The organism is Colwellia sp. 75C3 (assembly GCF_002836255.1).
Taxonomy (GTDB): Bacteria; Pseudomonadota; Gammaproteobacteria; order Enterobacterales; family Alteromonadaceae; genus Colwellia.
In genome coordinates, this window is record NZ_PJAU01000060.1 from 22741 (window position 1) to 39292 (window position 16552).

Consider the following 16552-nt stretch of genomic DNA (forward strand, 5'->3'; position numbering starts at 1 on the left):
CTAAGCCCTTGGAATCTCCAAGGCTGCAATATCTAACGTAACCCTAAATCCGATGTAACATTCATTCATCGAACATATGTCATTAATACTTAACCCTTAAATTCATTTCAGCGTTTGTTAAAGCTGACTTGCTCCTTGAATTCAGCTCCATTTTAGTGGCAATCATAACGGGAGGGGCAGTTCATAGCTGTTTCATTTATTAGGTTACCCATTTCATACTCATGATAATTGCACCAGCATAAGCTAATAAGGTACTTCCTGTACCGTCTGCATTGTCTAATAATCGGTATCCATACGGCGTTATTTATTAAATAAATAACGCCGTTGTTGCTTGTTATAACCAGTAGAAAGGAGCAACAAATTAGTGAGGTTGATATTACTTCATTAGAGGGGTGTTTATTAAACGGAAGACGTAATAAACAATCTGTCATTAGTGCGAGTCATAAATATGAAGGAAATAGGTAAATTTTTATTGAAGTTAAGTTTTCGTTTTAGAACTTTTAATTTTTAATATTTATGTTGTTTAAGTAAATTAATATTGGAAGCATGATGCTGTTTAAGTACTTTTATTTTAGCATTTTTATGCTGCATAGCTCCTTTGATACTCGGGTGGCATTGTCCATTACTTAGTGAAAAAACGTTTGAAAATATTTGGGGTGGTTGAATAGTTATCTAAAAGTAATTATTCGTTAAGTGCTAACTGTTTGTTTTACCTACTTTAACTATTTACATGTATGTCGGTATACAATATATTGTACGCTGTTTTACGATGGAATTTAAAACAAATATATAAAAAATCATTTAAAACAATAAAAAAACAAATTAAAAACAATTGTTATTCAAGGAGATACAACGTGAAAGGCTCAATGTTTAAAAGTAATTCTTATAAAAAATCTATCTTAGCCCTAAGTATTAGTTCAATACTGGCAATAACTTCTTCAGCTGTAATTGCAGCTGAAGAGACGCAACAAGTTGAAGAGGAAGTAGAGCGTATTTCTGTTACGGGCTCTCGTTTAACCCGTGCTTCATTTGAGGCCCCTAGCTCAACGGTTGTTGTTTCTGCAGCGGATATTAAACTCTCTGGTGCAGGTAACCTCAATGACATTTTGTCAACTATGCCTCAATTTGGCGATGGTTTCGATTCAACGTCTGGTAATTACTCTTTTGGTAACTCAGGTATCAACGCGGTAGATTTACGTAACTTAGGTGCAAACAGAACGCTTGTCTTAATTAACGGTAAACGTCCTACGCCTATCGCTGATGATGGCCAAATGTTGTATGCCGATATAGGCATGATTCCTTCTGAACTTGTTGAACGGGTAGAAATACTAACGGGTGGCGCATCTGCTGTTTATGGCTCTGATGCGGTAGCCGGTGTAGTGAACTTTATTATTAAAAAAGACTTTGAAGGCACCACTGTTCGTGCGCAAGTGGGTGGTACACAACATGGTGGTGGTGAAAACCACAGCATTACGCTAATTAACGGCTTCTCTTTTAATGACGAACGCGGTCACATTACGATGTCGGTTGATTATTTTAAAGACGCCGCAATAATGGCTAAGGATCGCCCAGGCTCACAAAACTCAATGCGTGCTGTTACTAACCCAGCAAATACTGGTCCAGACGATGGTATTTATGACAATATTAGCATGTCAGGTCTAACGTCCCCTTCTTTTGCTGCTGATACTAATATGTTTGGTTACTGGAATGCTGCAGAGGGTACGTCAGATTGGTATCAATATGAAAATGGCATTGCTACCCTTAGAACCCCTGCAAGTGCAGTTGCGGAAGGTTGGTTAGCAACAGATGGCAGTGGTTTCGACCAAAATAATTATGGTTCAATTGAAGATCCTTATGACAGATTAAATGCCTATGCTAATTTGAATTATGATTTTGATTCGGTAACTCTTTCAGCCGATGTTATGTATTCAAAAACACAAGCGACAAGTTCAATCGATCCTGCCTTCGTTGGTTCTTGGGAAAGTTGGTATAGCTTAAGCCAATTTGAAGGAAATGGTATAACAGTACCCGATGCAATACGCGATGTTATGTCACCTGATGATGAGTGGTTCCAATTACCGAACACCTTTTATGAAGCTGGTACACGTGGACAAAAAAGTGACCGCGAATATATCTCTGCAAGCCTTACACTTTCAGGCTCTTTTGCAAATGATTGGACGTGGGATGCTTATGCCACAAGTGGCACTACTAAAGCTGAACTTTTAAGTATAAACAGTATGCGCATAGACAGATTTGATAAATCTTCTTCTCTTCTAATAGGTGATTGTGTTGATGCGGGTAATTGCCCTGAATATAATCCTTTTGAACGCCCTTCGAAAGCCGTTACAGACTATATTTTAACCGATCACCTATCTACTACAGATGTTGTTAATCATGCTTTTTCTGCCAACGTTGGTGGTGACTTATTTGAATTACCAGCAGGTGCTGTACAAATGAGTACCGGTGTTGAAGTTCGTTATGAAAGTTTAAATTTTAAACCATCAGAGGTTTGGTCAACAGGTAAGCTAAGTTCAGACATGTCAGGTATGGATGCAAGTAGAACGATACAAGAAATTTACGCTGAATTTTTAGTACCTGCACTAAGTGATCTAGCTTTTGCTAAACAACTAGATATAGAAGCGGCTTATCGTAAAGCTAACTACTCAACTGAGTCAGCCTCTTTTGATAGCGCAAAATTAGGTGTTAATTGGGCAGTAAATGATTCTATCCGTTTACGTACTACCTATTCAACAGCAGTTCGTGCGCCACAATTAACAGAAATGTTTGCTGGTGCTACTTCTGGTTTTACCGATATGACAGATCCTTGTGATCAATATGAAATCGATGCGGGTCCTGCTGATGGTCGTCGTAAAGATAATTGTGCTGCCTTAGGCATAACAGAAGAGAATTGGAGCTCAAACGTTAGTGGCGCTAAAGGTAAAACAGCAAGTGGTGGTAATGCTGATCTTAAAGAGGAAGAAGCTGAAACATTAACTGTTGGTTTAGTATTAACGCCTAGTTTCATTGACAATTTGACAATATCTTTTGATTATTATGATATTAAAATTGAAGATATGATCGTTAGTCAAGGCGCGAGCACTATATTATCAAACTGTACGGATTTAGAGCCGGGCTCCATCGACAATACTTTCTGTGATAAAGTTCAGCGAGATGCTAACGGCAATATAAATGTTGTCAATGCCGTTAGCTTTAATGCCGATGCCGCACGTCGCCGTGGTGTAGATATCGCATCAATATATATGTACGAAAACTGGTCATTTAGCTTAAACGCATCGCGTCAACTAGAAACTTCTTATACTGAATTTAATGATATTGAAGGTACTTCAGTAACGGATGATCCTTTAGGTGAACTAGGTAATCCTAAATGGCAAGCTAATTTTAGCACTACTTATAACTTAGATGATTTAAGTGTTTCTTGGACAACTAAATTCAAGCAAGGTGGTAAAAGATGGTTAGATATATCCGATGAAGTTTATGATGATCAAAGCGTTGATGATTCAATTATCCATGACTTGAACGTAAGTTATGATATTTCTGAAGCCGCTAATGTGTATTTAGGTGTTAATAATGTAACAGATGAAGATGGTCTTGATCATTGGTTAACTAACTGGGGTACACGAATCGGCTGGGGAATTGTTGGCCGTAGTTATTACGCTGGTATGACTTACAACTTTTAATTGATACTTGTTAACTATTAATAATTAGTTATTAAGTATGTAAATAATTTTAAAAGCCGACTAAAGTTTACTTTAGTCGGCTTATTTATTTCTGGAGGAATTACTCAATTTTAAGGAGATAATACATTAACTTTACCCTCCCTAGCACAGCTACTCTAATTGAATTAATTTAACTCAGATAAATTTACTATATTGGTCAGTAGTCGCGATGAATGACTAACTAAAGTGACATTATTTTATTTTTCATGGAAAGGGATATTGAATGGAAAACACTAGGGTGAATTCTATTGATAAATTGCGTCAATAGCAGTGCACCCTGAAGTATTTTAGTACTAAATTCTTTTACTTATAAACCCAGTGATGCCATAAAATCATCATCAGCGTCATCTTCTGGCTCTACAGGATCTGGCGCTTTAGCAGCTTCAGCCTTCTCTTTAGCTGATTGTGCTAATATTTCATCAGGGTCAATCGTTTTGGCTGCTTCAAAATCATGTAACTGAATAAATTCAGTTTTCTCCATTGCAAACTCTAGATAAAATATTTTGTTGGTTGCCGTGGTAAAGGTAACTCTTCGCATTTGTGGCCGGTCCATACTGGTATCAACAGAAATTTGGACTAACTTGTTGATTGACAACATTTTTGGCTGGCTTTGGGTAATAGTTGTTTGTAATTGTTCTCTTACTTTAAAGGTAAAATCACCAACCAGTTGGTTCATTAACTCACCCAAGACATTCGCTACATCGTCAGACATATGACTATTTGAAATTTCTGACTCAGGCATGCCCATATTACGCATATAATCTTGATAAATTTCTAAGGCGGCGTCGGCGGTAAAATTAGTTACAACGATGCCATTAAATCCCCCATCAAAGAGTACAAAACTAGAAACATCCGGTCTTAGGCATGTTTTCGTTATTTTCTGTACCATGGCTGAATAGGTAATATTATTACCACTGGCTTTAGTTAGTACTTCACAAACCGATTCACATAAAGTAATAAGCACTTGATCTGTATTGATTGTTTTATTTTTTTTAGTTTTATTCACTACAACCTATTCCTTAGAGTTTAAATTATTTGTTAATCTCACTTTAACTATAGCAGCATTCATTATTATATTAATAACTTATCAAGCCACTCATCATAAATTTTAGTCTTTTCATGAAGGCTGAACCATTTCACATTTGTTTCACCTACTGTTTTATAAGCTAGCGTTAATGACATTAAAAGGAACAACGCACATGCTTAAGAAAATAATAATTACCTTAATAACCTTCGCTATCCTATTGACTGGTTTAGGGTATGGCGCTAAATCTTGGGTTAAAAGTTTATTACCCGAAAAAGCCCACTTTGTGGCGATAAAAAACACGCAGATAAGTGACTTACCTTACATCACCGAAAATATTCCAGCGTACCGTGGGAAAATTTTAGCCGTGGTGACTAGCGTAGATAAAATGGGTGAAGACAAAGATACTGGTTATGAGCATACCGAACTAGCTCGTGCTTACTGGGTGTTTACTGCGAATGGCTTTACGGTGGATATCGCGAGTCCAAAAGGAGGTAAACCGCCAGTAGTGATCGATGGAGAGGATATGGGAGCGTATGATTATGCCTTTTTAAATGATGATACTATGCAGCAAAAAGTGGCCAAAACTATTGCTCTAGCAGACGTAAACCCTGACGATTATGAAGCGGTGTATTTTGTCGGTGGCAAAGGGACTATGTTTGATTTCCCTGATAATGATCATGTGCAAAACATTGCTAAAACACTTTATCAAAACAATAAAGTAGTGAGTGCCGTCTGTCATGGTCCTGCAGCGCTTGTTAATGTTGAGTTAGACAATGGTGAAATGTTACTGTCGAACAAGAAGGTCAGCGGATTTACTAACGAAGAAGAACTATTTTTAATTGCTGACGCGAAAGAAATCTTCCCCTTTTTACTGCAAGATAAATTGATTGAACAAGGCGCCAAGTTTCAGGCAGGTACAACCTATTTAGAGAAAGTGACTCAAGATGGAAAATTAATCACTGGTCAAAATCCTTGGTCTGTCTGGACACTGGCTGAAAAAGTAGTGGCTGAAATTGGTTATGAACCTAAAAGCAGAGAACGTACACCTGAAGAGCATGCTATCGAACTGTTAATAACATACGATTCGCACGGCTTTGATGCAGCAAACAATGAACTAAAACAAAAACCACAAGCTTATCAACGTATTCTCATTGTAATGCACAGTGTTTTAGCCTTTATGCAGTTCGATATCGGTAAAGGCATTGACTTACTAAGTCTTGCAAATCAACTTAAACAATTGAATTAAATACATTGAATTAAAGGTCATACAGGCTTTATGCTAAACCTAATAAGCTCCTTGGTTATTAGGTTTATTGTTTCTACTTGCAGAGTCTGAATAACAAAAAATACGGTAAATAAATGAGACATGGTTACCCCATTACAACAACTGTGTGTTGCATAAGATTAATTGGCTACTTCAAAGTCATTATTTTAATGTCATGACTTTGATATAACTTAGCTATAAAATCAGTTCTCTATTCGTTATAACAGAGTAAAAAGATGTTAATACGCACTTTTCTTGTCAGTGTTGCTTGTACCTTGATGTTTGGTTGCGCCAGTTCAAATAACTCTGGGGGCATGTATAGCCCAGAACAAATCAATGCTCACTGGTTTTCCAAGAACCTTAAACGAGAGGGCGTTGTCGTCACTGACTCAGGATTGCAGTACAAAATTTTAGAGCAAAGTGCTGGTTGTAAACCTGATCCTGATTATAAAGTAACCGTGCACTATCAAATGGTGTCAGCTAAATCAAAACAAATTATCGACAGTAGTTATCAACGTGGTGGCCCCGATAAGTTTCAGCTAGCTAAAATGGTTAAAGGCTGGCGTGAAGGTGTGCCTATGATGAAGGTTGGTGAAACCTGGGAGCTGTATATACCGCCCCATTTAGCGTATGGCAGCAGAGGTTCATCAGGAGTTGCGCCCAATAGCGTGCTTATTTCACAAATCACACTTGTGGATGCACGTTGTCAGGACTAGTTATTTAATCACTTAATCAAGTAATCAAATAATCAAATGGAGGGGGGATTGTCTCCACTCATTCCAGTGTTTTTTCAAGTAGATCTGGCACTTGTTGATACAGTGTAATATTAACATTTTCAAACAAAGCTAAAAGTAAGAAGGCGAACCATTTCTGCTTCGCCTTTTTTGTCATAATTTCTTTGGGGAAGTTATATAATCAGTTTACTTTACCGCTTATGATTAAATGTAGAACTTACTCGTAGTCAGAAGCGTAAGTCTCTTCATAGCTATGCGAGTAAAGTTCAAATAAGTTACCAAAAGGGTCTTCTAAATAAACCATTTTGGCTTGCTTGCTGTCATCTTCTGGATGGTAGCGCATTATGTCCATTCTTACTTTACCGCCAAACTCTTCAGTTCTTGCGATAGCAGCTTCAAAATCATCAGTTTGTAGACAAAAATGGAAAATGCCTAATCGAGTAAAATCAACATCATGACGCTCTTGGCGTTCTTTCATTTCAAAAAGTTCTATGCCAATACCATCAGTTGTTAATAAATGAGCGATATTAAAACCTTTGAAACCTTCGCCAAATACAGCGATACACATTTTTCCTATCGCGGTTTCACGCTCTTCAATGACTTTAGTGTTATTCATTACAATTTTAAGGCCAAGTGCTTTGGTATAAAACTCAACAGCTTTATCCATGTTGCCAACCATAAGACCTACGTGATTCATTTTCATAATATGCTCCAAAAAAGTTAGATTAATTGTTCGTTGTTCGTTGTGCGTTTCAATGAGGCAATTATAGGGATAGTTATTAATCATGTAAAATTATCTTAGTTAATGGTTATGATAATTTATTGTAATGATTTTTGTGAAAGATAAGAGATAAGAGGACAGAGGAAATTTAAATAATTTTTCGCGGTGACACCGACACTCAAAAGATAAGGGGGCTAAACGCGCGACAGCTAAGTGATGCCTTTTGTAATCCTGGACGTGGAAAACAAGCGTATTTTTCAATTCATAAAAGTGTTCTCGAGGCTATTTCAGTAAAGGTACTGATGAGACAATCCGCATATTTTATTTTGAATACATATATTTATAAATTTAATCTATGCTTACCTATAGAGGCTCTTCAGCCGAACGGAAGAAAGTGTGCTCCGTTGCCATTTAACACTATCTTATAGGAATAAAAGCGTGGTTATCCCAACAGCTAATAGTGACGACAATTTCTTATTTACCGAAGATATCGATACTGATCCCGATAAGAGCAACAAGTCTGAGCCAGAAAAATACAATTTACTTATCGTCGATGATGAACCGGGTATGCACGATGTTACAAAATTGGCATTACGCAACTACCTGTTTAACGGTGTTGGTTTGAATATATTGAGTGTTTATTCTGGTCAAGAAGCGATTGAATTCTTAGATAAACGTGATGATATTGCCGTAATATTACTTGATGTAGTCATGGAAAGTAGTGACGCTGGATTAAAAGTAGCAAATTGGATAAGGCGTGTTAAAAGAGATCATCGAGTGCGTATTGTATTACGCACAGGCCAACCAGGTGATGCACCCGAAGAGCTAGTTATGGTGGAATATGACATTAATGACTACAAGGAAAAAACTGAATTAACAAATCGAAAATTAAATACCTTAATGCATTCATGTCTAAGGGCATATAACGATATTGTTACTATTGAGACTACTTGCAATAAACTCACTGAAATAGTGCGTAGTGATAGCCAAAGCTATCATCTAAGACCCGTAGAGGCATACAGCAACGGTATTATTAACTTACTGATGGATTTAATGACTTGCTCTCGAAGCTATCTTTGCGCCAGTTATACTAATCAGCATCCTGAGCAGGCGTTGATCATTTACGCATCAGGCAACTATGTAAATCAAAAAGGTTGTAAGCTCGGTGATATTGTTGATATTCAACTTTTTGAGCCTCTGTTAACGGAACATAAAAGTGGATTTTTCGAGAAGAATAATCAATTTTTTGGCTATATTGCTAACAAGTCTACTAATTATCTTATTGTATTGGATGAAATCGAATATCTTGAAAAAAGCAGAGATGATGTCAATATTATTGAACTCTTTATGCATCACATTGCACAGTGTTATCGCAAGTAAATAAATAGCCATGACAATGAGGTAGCAGGTTATGTCTAAACGGCACAGTGAACGGCAAAGCGAAGCACTAAATTGGAGTTCTAAGCTAAATTATCTAGCCTTGATATTGGCTCTACTCGCCGCTACATTTTCATTTATTTCTTATCATTCTATGCAAGCGTTACAAAAAGCGAGTGAAAATCGTTATTCTTCTTACTTGCTCACTGAGCAACTTAGATTAAGTTCAGATCAACTAACACTGATGGCACGCGCCTATGCGGTCACTGGTGAACAGAAATATTTGAATTTCTTTACCCAGATACTTGCCATTCGAAATGGCACTCTGCCGCGACCTAAAAATTATCATCGTGTTTATTGGGATATGCTAATGCCTGCGAAGGGACAAGCGCCTTTCAGTGATGGTGACCAACTTCCCTTACAAAAGTTAATGTCACAGGCTGGATTTACTCAGCAAGAATTTGAGCAATTAAAAATATCACAAAAAGCATCTGATAAGCTTACCGATTTGGAATTTATAGCCTTTAATAAAATAAAAAGTGCGCTGCTAGATCAAACAAGTTATTCCCTTTCTACTAAGAGGGAGTCGGCGCTTGCTTTTCTTTATGGTGAAGATTACTTAATGGCTAAATCAGAAATAATGTCACACATTAATGAGTTTTATCGACTGCAAGAGGAGCGAACAAGCCAAAAGGTTCAACTTACGGTACAGACCCATCATTTTATGACCATAGTCGCGTTAACAAGCTTTATTGCTTTATTAATCGTATTAGTCCTTAACTTTCGATTGAAAAATAAAGTTAATCAGCAATTTATAGTGATGTTAAAGCAAGAGGTTGACCTACAGACTGAAAAAGTCCTGAAGCAAAATATACAATTAACAGAATCACTTGAAATGATGGAAAGCGCGAAAGAAAAACTTGTCGAGTCGGAAAAAATGGCATCATTAGGGGCATTAGTTGCGGGGGTTGCGCATGAAATTAATACACCAGTAGGCATAGGAATAACAGCCATTACTAGTTTGCAGGAGGAAATACAGCATTTGGGCGAATGTATTGATAATAATCGTTTATCTAAAGATCAATTGGACGCATATTTGAAGGTTTTTCAACAAAGTTGTGGCTTGATTTTTACTCATCTTATGCGAGTAGCTGGTTTAGTAAAAAGCTTTAAGTTAGTTGCCGTGGATAAAACTCATGACGAAATGCGTAGTGTTATGCTCAAAGAAAATGTACAGGCTGTGGTTGATTCAATCATGCCTAATTATAAATATCACAATGTAGATGTTATCGTCGATATTAACACTGATATTATTTGTGACATCTATCCAGGTGCCTTAGCTCAGATCATCACCAACTTGGTTATTAATGCATTTTTCCACGCATTTGAGGAAGAACAAGGTGGCATAATCACCATTATGGCAACACAGAAAGTAGATTTAATTGAGTTGACCATAAATGATAACGGCAGAGGTATGAACGAGCAGGACAGGGAAAAAATATTTGAACCTTTTTTTACTACTAAGAGGAACAAAGGTGGTACGGGACTTGGTCTGCACATAGTTTATAACTTGGTTACGCAAAAACTATTGGGTCAAATATCCTGTCAATCTGAGCAAGGTTGCGGCAGTAAGTTTACAGTCATATTTCCTTGTAATGGGAAAGTTGATACTCCACTATCTTAGTATTATTGTTAACTAGCTCCTCTCTTTTGATATAAGAGAGGAGCTAGCAAATTCTGAGGCTATACGCTTTTTATTTAACCTCAGATCTTTCATTGATCAACACTGGCTCACCATCAATCACCAATTCAAAGGTAACATCAATCGCACTAGGTTTAGCTACTGCCCCTGATTTTAGCGTGAACTTGTTAGTAAACTGACGGATCTCGTATGGCGCCATGGTAACTTCTTCTTCAAAATATGAGCTTTCATAGATATCTGAAGGGTAGGCTTGTACCATTATTTTACCTTTAGTTGTGCCCGCATGTGGTCCTCTAAATTCACTGGTAATTGATACTTGGTTATCAGTAACTTTTGCCTCTTTCACAATAGCCATTGACGACCAAGGGTATACTCGTGCACCTTGTTGCTCAGTTAACTCAATAAACTGCCCTTGCCACTCAACAATGGCTTTGGCATTTATCACTTGTTTACTTGCTCGAGTCGTCGCTGTAGTCACTAAGTCTTGCATTGTTTTATCGCCACTTGCTAACACAAGTTCTTTACTTAATGCTTTATTTCCTTGTTGAGTAACTGTGATTTTTGCATTCGCAACGGAAGCACCTTGATTACGCAATACGGCTGAAATTACTTGTTCACCATTTGCCTTCTCTTGTCGCCATTCTAAGCGAAAGTGTAAACCTGAAAGCTCTTTTAATGCATGGTTAATTTTATCTTTACTCGCACCTGAATTAACAATAGCAGCAACTAAACTTGCGCTAGCATTATTCAGTTTATCTAACGAGGCTAATTGCGTTACACGATCTTTTGGCGTTGCTGCCACCATAAATTCATACATGGCAGTTAATTCATTAGGCACCTTGTCACCTAAGCGCCACATTGCTCTAAATAAACGACTAATAGCGCGATCTGCAGGGTTTGCCCATGGATTAACTTCAAGGTTTGCTGTTAAGTCTCTTGGCACAGGATTAAGGTCTCTGCCTTCGTCAAAAAATGCGGTTAGTCTATGTTCTGCATTTTCAGCCAGTATTGCCATATTTCTATCAAGTAGTTTTTCTTTTACGGAAGTTGATATTGAGAATCTCTCTTCATATTGGCTGTTTTCCGATTTAAGCACCATAAATAAATGGTCATCATTAATGGTTACCGACAAGCCTAACTTAGGTTGTTTCTGTGACTCTAAGTCAGCAATCATTGCTACAGGAATAGCGTAACTGATATCTTCTCCGCCCAAAGACAGCGCATTAACAACAAGGGTATTACCTTTAACGACTTTAATTTGCAGGAGTTCATCTTCTTGTGGTTTATATGATTTTTGATCAAAAGCGCCAACTTTTTTATCAACTTTTAATCGTTTTTGGTTTTCTTCAGTAACTTTCAAACCTAAGCCAATGCCGGCATGACCACGGTGTAAGTGATCAGGTAAGTAGTCAATCGCGAGTGATAACGTCGGATTTTCTACACCACGGGCAGGTTTAGTAACCAAAGACGACATTTCAGCTAAGGGTTGGTCAAATTTAAATGCGTTATAAAATGGCTGTTGTCCCGGTTTTAAAAGGACATCCATGCGAGGAGCACCATGTTCATAACTATTATTTAATACCCGTACCCATAACTTATTACCGTCTTGCTCCCAAGGTCCAGCAGCTGGATTAAAGGTTTTATCAATACTGGCAACAAACTCAGCAAACTCTGTTTCAACTTTGTTCCAATCGCCAAAAATATCCATCATCAATTGCTGTGACAATGCTTTGCCATCACCATAATCAGATTGACGCATGGTGGCCATTTCATCGCGGTATGCTTTAAATTTATGAGACCTGTCAGGATCGTCCAACATAAAGTGAACAATGAGAAAATTCACCCCACGATAGAGTTGCGGGTTATTGGTCATATCCTCAATCTTCGGACTATTTAACGCTTCATATTGTTTTAAACCTAGGCGTATATAATCCATAGGCGATGCGCGATCAAACACCATGACTTTTAATTGTTTTTTCTCAGGATCGTAATAATGATGAGCCAAAGCATCTGCGGTACCTTCGGTAAACCAAGTTGGCAACCAACCAGGGTAATCCATTAACGACATTTGAAAGACATGCCCTTGCTCATGAACCACTATATATCGTTGATGTTGCTCGCGAGCACTAGGGAAACTATAACCAACAAGGTTGTAGAACATAGCTTCGCCACCCGCGCTGATACCTCGCGTTAAATTATCGTCGGTAACGAATATTTTAGTTTCTTTTTTACTTGAACCGTATACGGCAGCCATGCGTTTATTTTCTAAATCTGGCGGTGTCATACCAAAAAGTTCGATGTAATGCGGAAATGAGCTTTCTAATAGCTCCATATACAAGACAACCTGATCTTCAGGTCTATTACTTTTCAGGGCGAAATGTTTACTTACGTACCAGTCAAAACCAGGGGTATTATTGACCCTACCAGAACTGTAGGTATAAGGGATATTTTTACCCACCTTAACGACTTCAATACTATTTAGCGTTGTCACGCGTCCACTGGCAGTAACATCAACGTTCATTTCAGACGGATGTGGAATTGTCTTTGAGACGGGAATTAATGAGCCTTGCGGTATAGCTAGCTCTGCATAAGTTGCTTTAGAAAGAGTTGATGATGTTTCAGCTGTGCTATTACAGCCAGATAAAATCGCGCTGGCAACAACCAGTGATAACAACGTTGGTTTTAAGTTCATGCTTAACCTGAAAATGATGTGTTAAAAGATGGTCGTTACTATATAGGTATATTGTATACATTCAAGTGTAATGAGTAACTATATGTTACATAGTTGAAGCAAGCATAGATGAAGTTAGCTAAGCAGAATATGACATGTCTTGACTATGATTTACCAATAAAAGCATTAGCTTATATTGCTTTTAATGGTAATGAGGGGGCAGTAATAACTCGAAGCAATAAGCATTGGATAGAGTAAATTTAATTGATTTGTCACTGTGGTAACGATACCCAGAAGGAATTCCTCAACGCTGCTAGATGAAATGTAATCTTGCATTTCGAACGAAATTTCGACGTAATCGCAATGAAATCGAAGGTTATCGCTTTTGATGGACAACTTTGGTTAATAAATAACGCAGATATTCACTGTAAACCCAGCATTGCTTATTTATATTTTCATTGAGTGTGAGCGCTAGAAATTGAAAAGGGCAGTGCTCATCTCTCTTTTTGTGTAGTCCCATTGTAATCTTAGCCCGATAACTTCTACTTCAACCATAGCGTTAATCACTCGTTAAAAAAAGAGCACTAAAGCTGCTGCAAGTTATTAATTTAATTACACTATTGAACTCTTTAGTTGAAATGTATTACATCGTTTTTTCATTAAGACTGTTAACCTCTATCTCTTATGCTTAAGCTCTTAAATCCCTTACTCATTGTTATGTCGTAGTTATCATTAAGTATCAAAGCTGCGAATGTGAAGTTTATTAAGGGTAACCTACGAGGAAATATGATGAAATTATTGATAACTACCGTTGCTATTCTTATCTTGAGCTTCACGGTTAATGTCAGCGCCAAAACTGTTAGTGATGTTGAAATTGCTGAGTCTATCCCTTTTGAGGATAAAACCCTTTTAGCTCGAGGTGCAGGTATTCGTAGCAAGTTTTTCATAGATCTCTACGTTGCTAGTTTGTTTAGCGAGGAATATATAGATAGTAGTAAACTAAGCGCAACGGATAGTTATAAAGTGATTCATCATCCTAATATTAACGCCATAAGACTTAATATAGTTTCCGGTCTTATTACTTCTCAAAGAATGCTTGATTCAATTGAGCAGGGCTTTGAGCTTGCAACAGATGGCAAAAGCAAAGAAATTGATGCGCATATTATTGAGTTTATTTCTGTTTTTGACTCACCAATAAAAAAACAGGATCAATTTACTTTTATCAGCGAACCTGGTTTAGGTGTTCACGTATTAAAAAATAATAAGCCTTTAATTAGCATTAATAATGAGGCCTTTCGCCAAGCATTATTATCAATTTGGTTGGGTAGTGATCCTGTTGATACAGATTTACAAAGAGATATGTTCGGTTACTAATACCAATTCCGTTAAATTATTGACCACTTGTACTGGCTAAAATTCTCCATGACGGCGTTGCTTTCAACCCCAATAGCCAGCTATTGCTCAATCAAGCGCCTTGTCCTGAAATATTTTCACTTCGTACAACAAGATCAGAAACTTATCGGAATTGGTATAATTTATTAAAAACTAATTTATTAAAAACTAATTTGTTGAAAAGTTATTATCAATGTTTTGACAAATAAGGGCGCATTTAGCGCCCTTATTTGTTCTTATCCTAAATTTGGTATTAATGCCGGAATACCCGGTAACATACCAACCGATGCCATTACGCCGGTTAACACAACAAACATAATGCTTGGTATAACCCAACGACTCATCTTACTTAATTTTGAACTACGCTCTTTACAGCCAACTAAACCAAGGTTGTCTAGCAGCATAGTTAACGCCCAACCAAACGCTGGGTTAACCAGTGCAGAAGAAAAAACCACAATAGCCGCTGACTGTGTTGTTTTACCTTCACGGGTCATTTCCATGCCAGCTTCAAGCAACGGGATAAATACCCCCACCACTAATGCCACACAAAGCACAGGTTGCCATATTGCCAAATCCATAGGATAACCCCATAGCGCAGCTATGATACAAAACAGCGCCGTAAGTAGAGCACCTGCAGGAATAGGTCTTTTAGCGATAGCTGCTGGCACTATATAGGTGCCCCAAGACGAGGTGAAGTTTGCCCCGCCTAACAGGGAGCCAAAGGTTTGGCGAATAGACGCACTTGTCATGGTATCGTCAATGTTCATTTGTACTTTTTCAGTGCGTTCAGGGTAATTAATTTTTTGAAATACTTGATGCCCTAAAAAGTCAGGCGACCACATTGCTACCGCTAAAATAGCAAAAGGCAGTACCACCACAAAACTTTCTAAGGTAGGTAAACCAAGCATCCAACCAGTATTCTCGCCCCACCAATACATAGGATTCATGTTAGGTAAACCTGGGCCAGTTTGAAATTCAAAAGGCGCACCCATCGCAAAGGCAAGTGTTCCGCCGAGTAAACAACTTAGCGGCACGGCTAACCAACGTTTCCCCCAATGTTCAAGCAATGCATATAATATTATCGTACAAAAAATAACGACAAAGGCAATGTGTGCCATGCCAATGTCATTTGCCCAAGTGAATAGTTTATCAACTTGTGAAATGGTACCGACAAAGCCAAGGTAGAGTAATAAACCACCGCAAACGCCTTTACTGGTCAGGTTAGCCAGCATACTTCCGCCTTTACTAATGGCTAAAATCAAACCCAATGCACCAATGAGTAGTCCAAGTGCCATAGGATGACCGCCGGCGGCAACGACAATAGGAATAAGTGGAATTAAAGGACCATGAGTACCTGCTAGGTTCGCTGAAGGTAATATAAAACCTGAAAAAAGAATGATAAAGAAAGAAACAATCAGTAATTCATAGCGGACATTTTCTAATATAAAGCCTTTATCAAGTCCAAGAGAGGCGGCAAAGGTTGCTGCTATTGCGCCGACCATAACCACCTTACCAATAGTCGCTGCCATTGCTGGGATAGTATCTTCAAACTCAAATCGATAATCTCGAAAAGGTAAATTAGGTCGCCAACGTTTGGGCGCCATTATTTGCAATTCGTGCTCTAAATATTCTTCTCGGCTATTAAATTCCGAACTCGGCTTATGTTTTTGCTGGTAACTAACTTCATCGTTACTTAGCCCATCGCCATGTTGTTGAGGATCATCTTTTTTCTCATGCGATGCTTCTGATGTATTGCCCATTATTATTCCTTTTGATCACTTACTAAAAAAGCGCTATATCATTTAAGTTGTACATATTTTATCTCAACGCAGCATGTGTAGCTAACAGCAAAGGCCAGGCAAACCTAGGCAATTAGTCTCGAATATTGGGCATTGATGATTAAAAAGTGAGCTTTTACTCTATTGTC

At 37.9% G+C, this 16552-nt stretch carries 10 protein-coding genes; 6 read left to right on the top strand and 4 right to left on the bottom strand.

Going from position 1 to position 16552, the window contains the following annotated elements:
• The first annotated feature begins 854 nt into the window (after positions 1-854).
• Positions 855-3698, top strand: coding sequence for a TonB-dependent receptor domain-containing protein (locus CXF85_RS19520; protein ID WP_198555716.1), 2844 nt, complete (start codon positions 855-857; stop codon positions 3696-3698).
• 346 nt (positions 3699-4044) lie between these two features.
• Here the strand turns inward: CXF85_RS19520 and CXF85_RS19525 are convergent, their stop codons facing one another.
• Positions 4045-4743 carry a DUF3334 family protein gene (locus tag CXF85_RS19525; protein WP_101230323.1) on the bottom strand — a complete coding sequence of 233 codons (699 nt, stop codon included), beginning with the start codon at positions 4741-4743 and terminating at the stop codon, positions 4045-4047.
• A 193-nt stretch (positions 4744-4936) separates the two neighbouring features.
• Between CXF85_RS19525 and CXF85_RS19530 the strand changes: the two genes are divergently transcribed.
• Positions 4937-6010 carry a type 1 glutamine amidotransferase domain-containing protein gene (locus CXF85_RS19530; RefSeq protein ID WP_101230324.1) on the top strand — a complete coding sequence of 358 codons (1074 nt, stop codon included), beginning with the start codon at positions 4937-4939 and terminating at the stop codon, positions 6008-6010.
• Between the two features lie 254 nt (positions 6011-6264).
• On the top strand, positions 6265-6744 hold the full coding sequence (locus tag CXF85_RS19535) for an FKBP-type peptidyl-prolyl cis-trans isomerase (RefSeq protein WP_101230325.1): 480 nt from the start codon (positions 6265-6267) through the stop codon (positions 6742-6744).
• Positions 6745-6979: 235 nt separating this feature from the next.
• Here CXF85_RS19535 and CXF85_RS19540 read toward each other — a convergent pair whose 3' ends face one another.
• The gene (locus CXF85_RS19540) at positions 6980-7465 is read right to left on the bottom strand and encodes a VOC family protein (protein ID WP_101230326.1); all 486 of its coding nucleotides are present in this window, start codon (positions 7463-7465) and stop codon (positions 6980-6982) included.
• Between the two features lie 456 nt (positions 7466-7921).
• On the opposite strand from CXF85_RS19540, the gene CXF85_RS19545 reads away from it, so the two are divergent.
• Positions 7922-8863, top strand: coding sequence for a DUF3369 domain-containing protein (locus CXF85_RS19545; protein WP_101230327.1), 942 nt, complete (start codon positions 7922-7924; stop codon positions 8861-8863).
• A 31-nt stretch (positions 8864-8894) separates the two neighbouring features.
• Positions 8895-10544: a sensor histidine kinase gene (locus CXF85_RS19550; RefSeq protein ID WP_101230328.1), complete on the top strand. Its 1650-nt coding sequence runs from the start codon at positions 8895-8897 to the stop codon at positions 10542-10544.
• Between the two features lie 70 nt (positions 10545-10614).
• On the opposite strand, the gene CXF85_RS19555 is transcribed toward CXF85_RS19550, so the two are convergent.
• Positions 10615-13254 carry a hypothetical protein gene (locus CXF85_RS19555; protein ID WP_101230329.1) on the bottom strand — a complete coding sequence of 880 codons (2640 nt, stop codon included), beginning with the start codon at positions 13252-13254 and terminating at the stop codon, positions 10615-10617.
• A gap of 768 nt (positions 13255-14022) precedes the next feature.
• Here CXF85_RS19555 and CXF85_RS19560 point away from each other — a divergent pair.
• Positions 14023-14607 carry a chalcone isomerase family protein gene (locus tag CXF85_RS19560; protein ID WP_101230330.1) on the top strand — a complete coding sequence of 195 codons (585 nt, stop codon included), beginning with the start codon at positions 14023-14025 and terminating at the stop codon, positions 14605-14607.
• Positions 14608-14861: 254 nt separating this feature from the next.
• Here the strand turns inward: CXF85_RS19560 and CXF85_RS19565 are convergent, their stop codons facing one another.
• Positions 14862-16385, bottom strand: a complete 1524-nt coding sequence (locus CXF85_RS19565) for a DUF3360 family protein (RefSeq protein WP_101230331.1) — start codon at positions 16383-16385, stop codon at positions 14862-14864.
• Positions 16386-16552 lie beyond the last annotated feature (167 nt).

What these genes read in the sequence shown, in the direction of transcription:
- CXF85_RS19530 (WP_101230324.1), top strand. Translation starts at nt 4,937, where the DNA reads ATGCTTAAGAAAATAATAATTACCTTAATAACCTTCGCTATCCTATTG.
- CXF85_RS19535 (WP_101230325.1), top strand. Translation starts at nt 6,265, where the DNA reads ATGTTAATACGCACTTTTCTTGTCAGTGTTGCTTGTACCTTGATGTTT.
- CXF85_RS19540 (WP_101230326.1), bottom strand. Translation starts at nt 7,465, where the DNA reads ATGAAAATGAATCACGTAGGTCTTATGGTTGGCAACATGGATAAAGCT.
- CXF85_RS19550 (WP_101230328.1), top strand. Translation starts at nt 8,895, where the DNA reads ATGTCTAAACGGCACAGTGAACGGCAAAGCGAAGCACTAAATTGGAGT.
- CXF85_RS19560 (WP_101230330.1), top strand. Translation starts at nt 14,023, where the DNA reads ATGAAATTATTGATAACTACCGTTGCTATTCTTATCTTGAGCTTCACG.
- CXF85_RS19555 (WP_101230329.1), bottom strand. Translation starts at nt 13,254, where the DNA reads ATGAACTTAAAACCAACGTTGTTATCACTGGTTGTTGCCAGCGCGATT.
- CXF85_RS19565 (WP_101230331.1), bottom strand. Translation starts at nt 16,385, where the DNA reads ATGGGCAATACATCAGAAGCATCGCATGAGAAAAAAGATGATCCTCAA.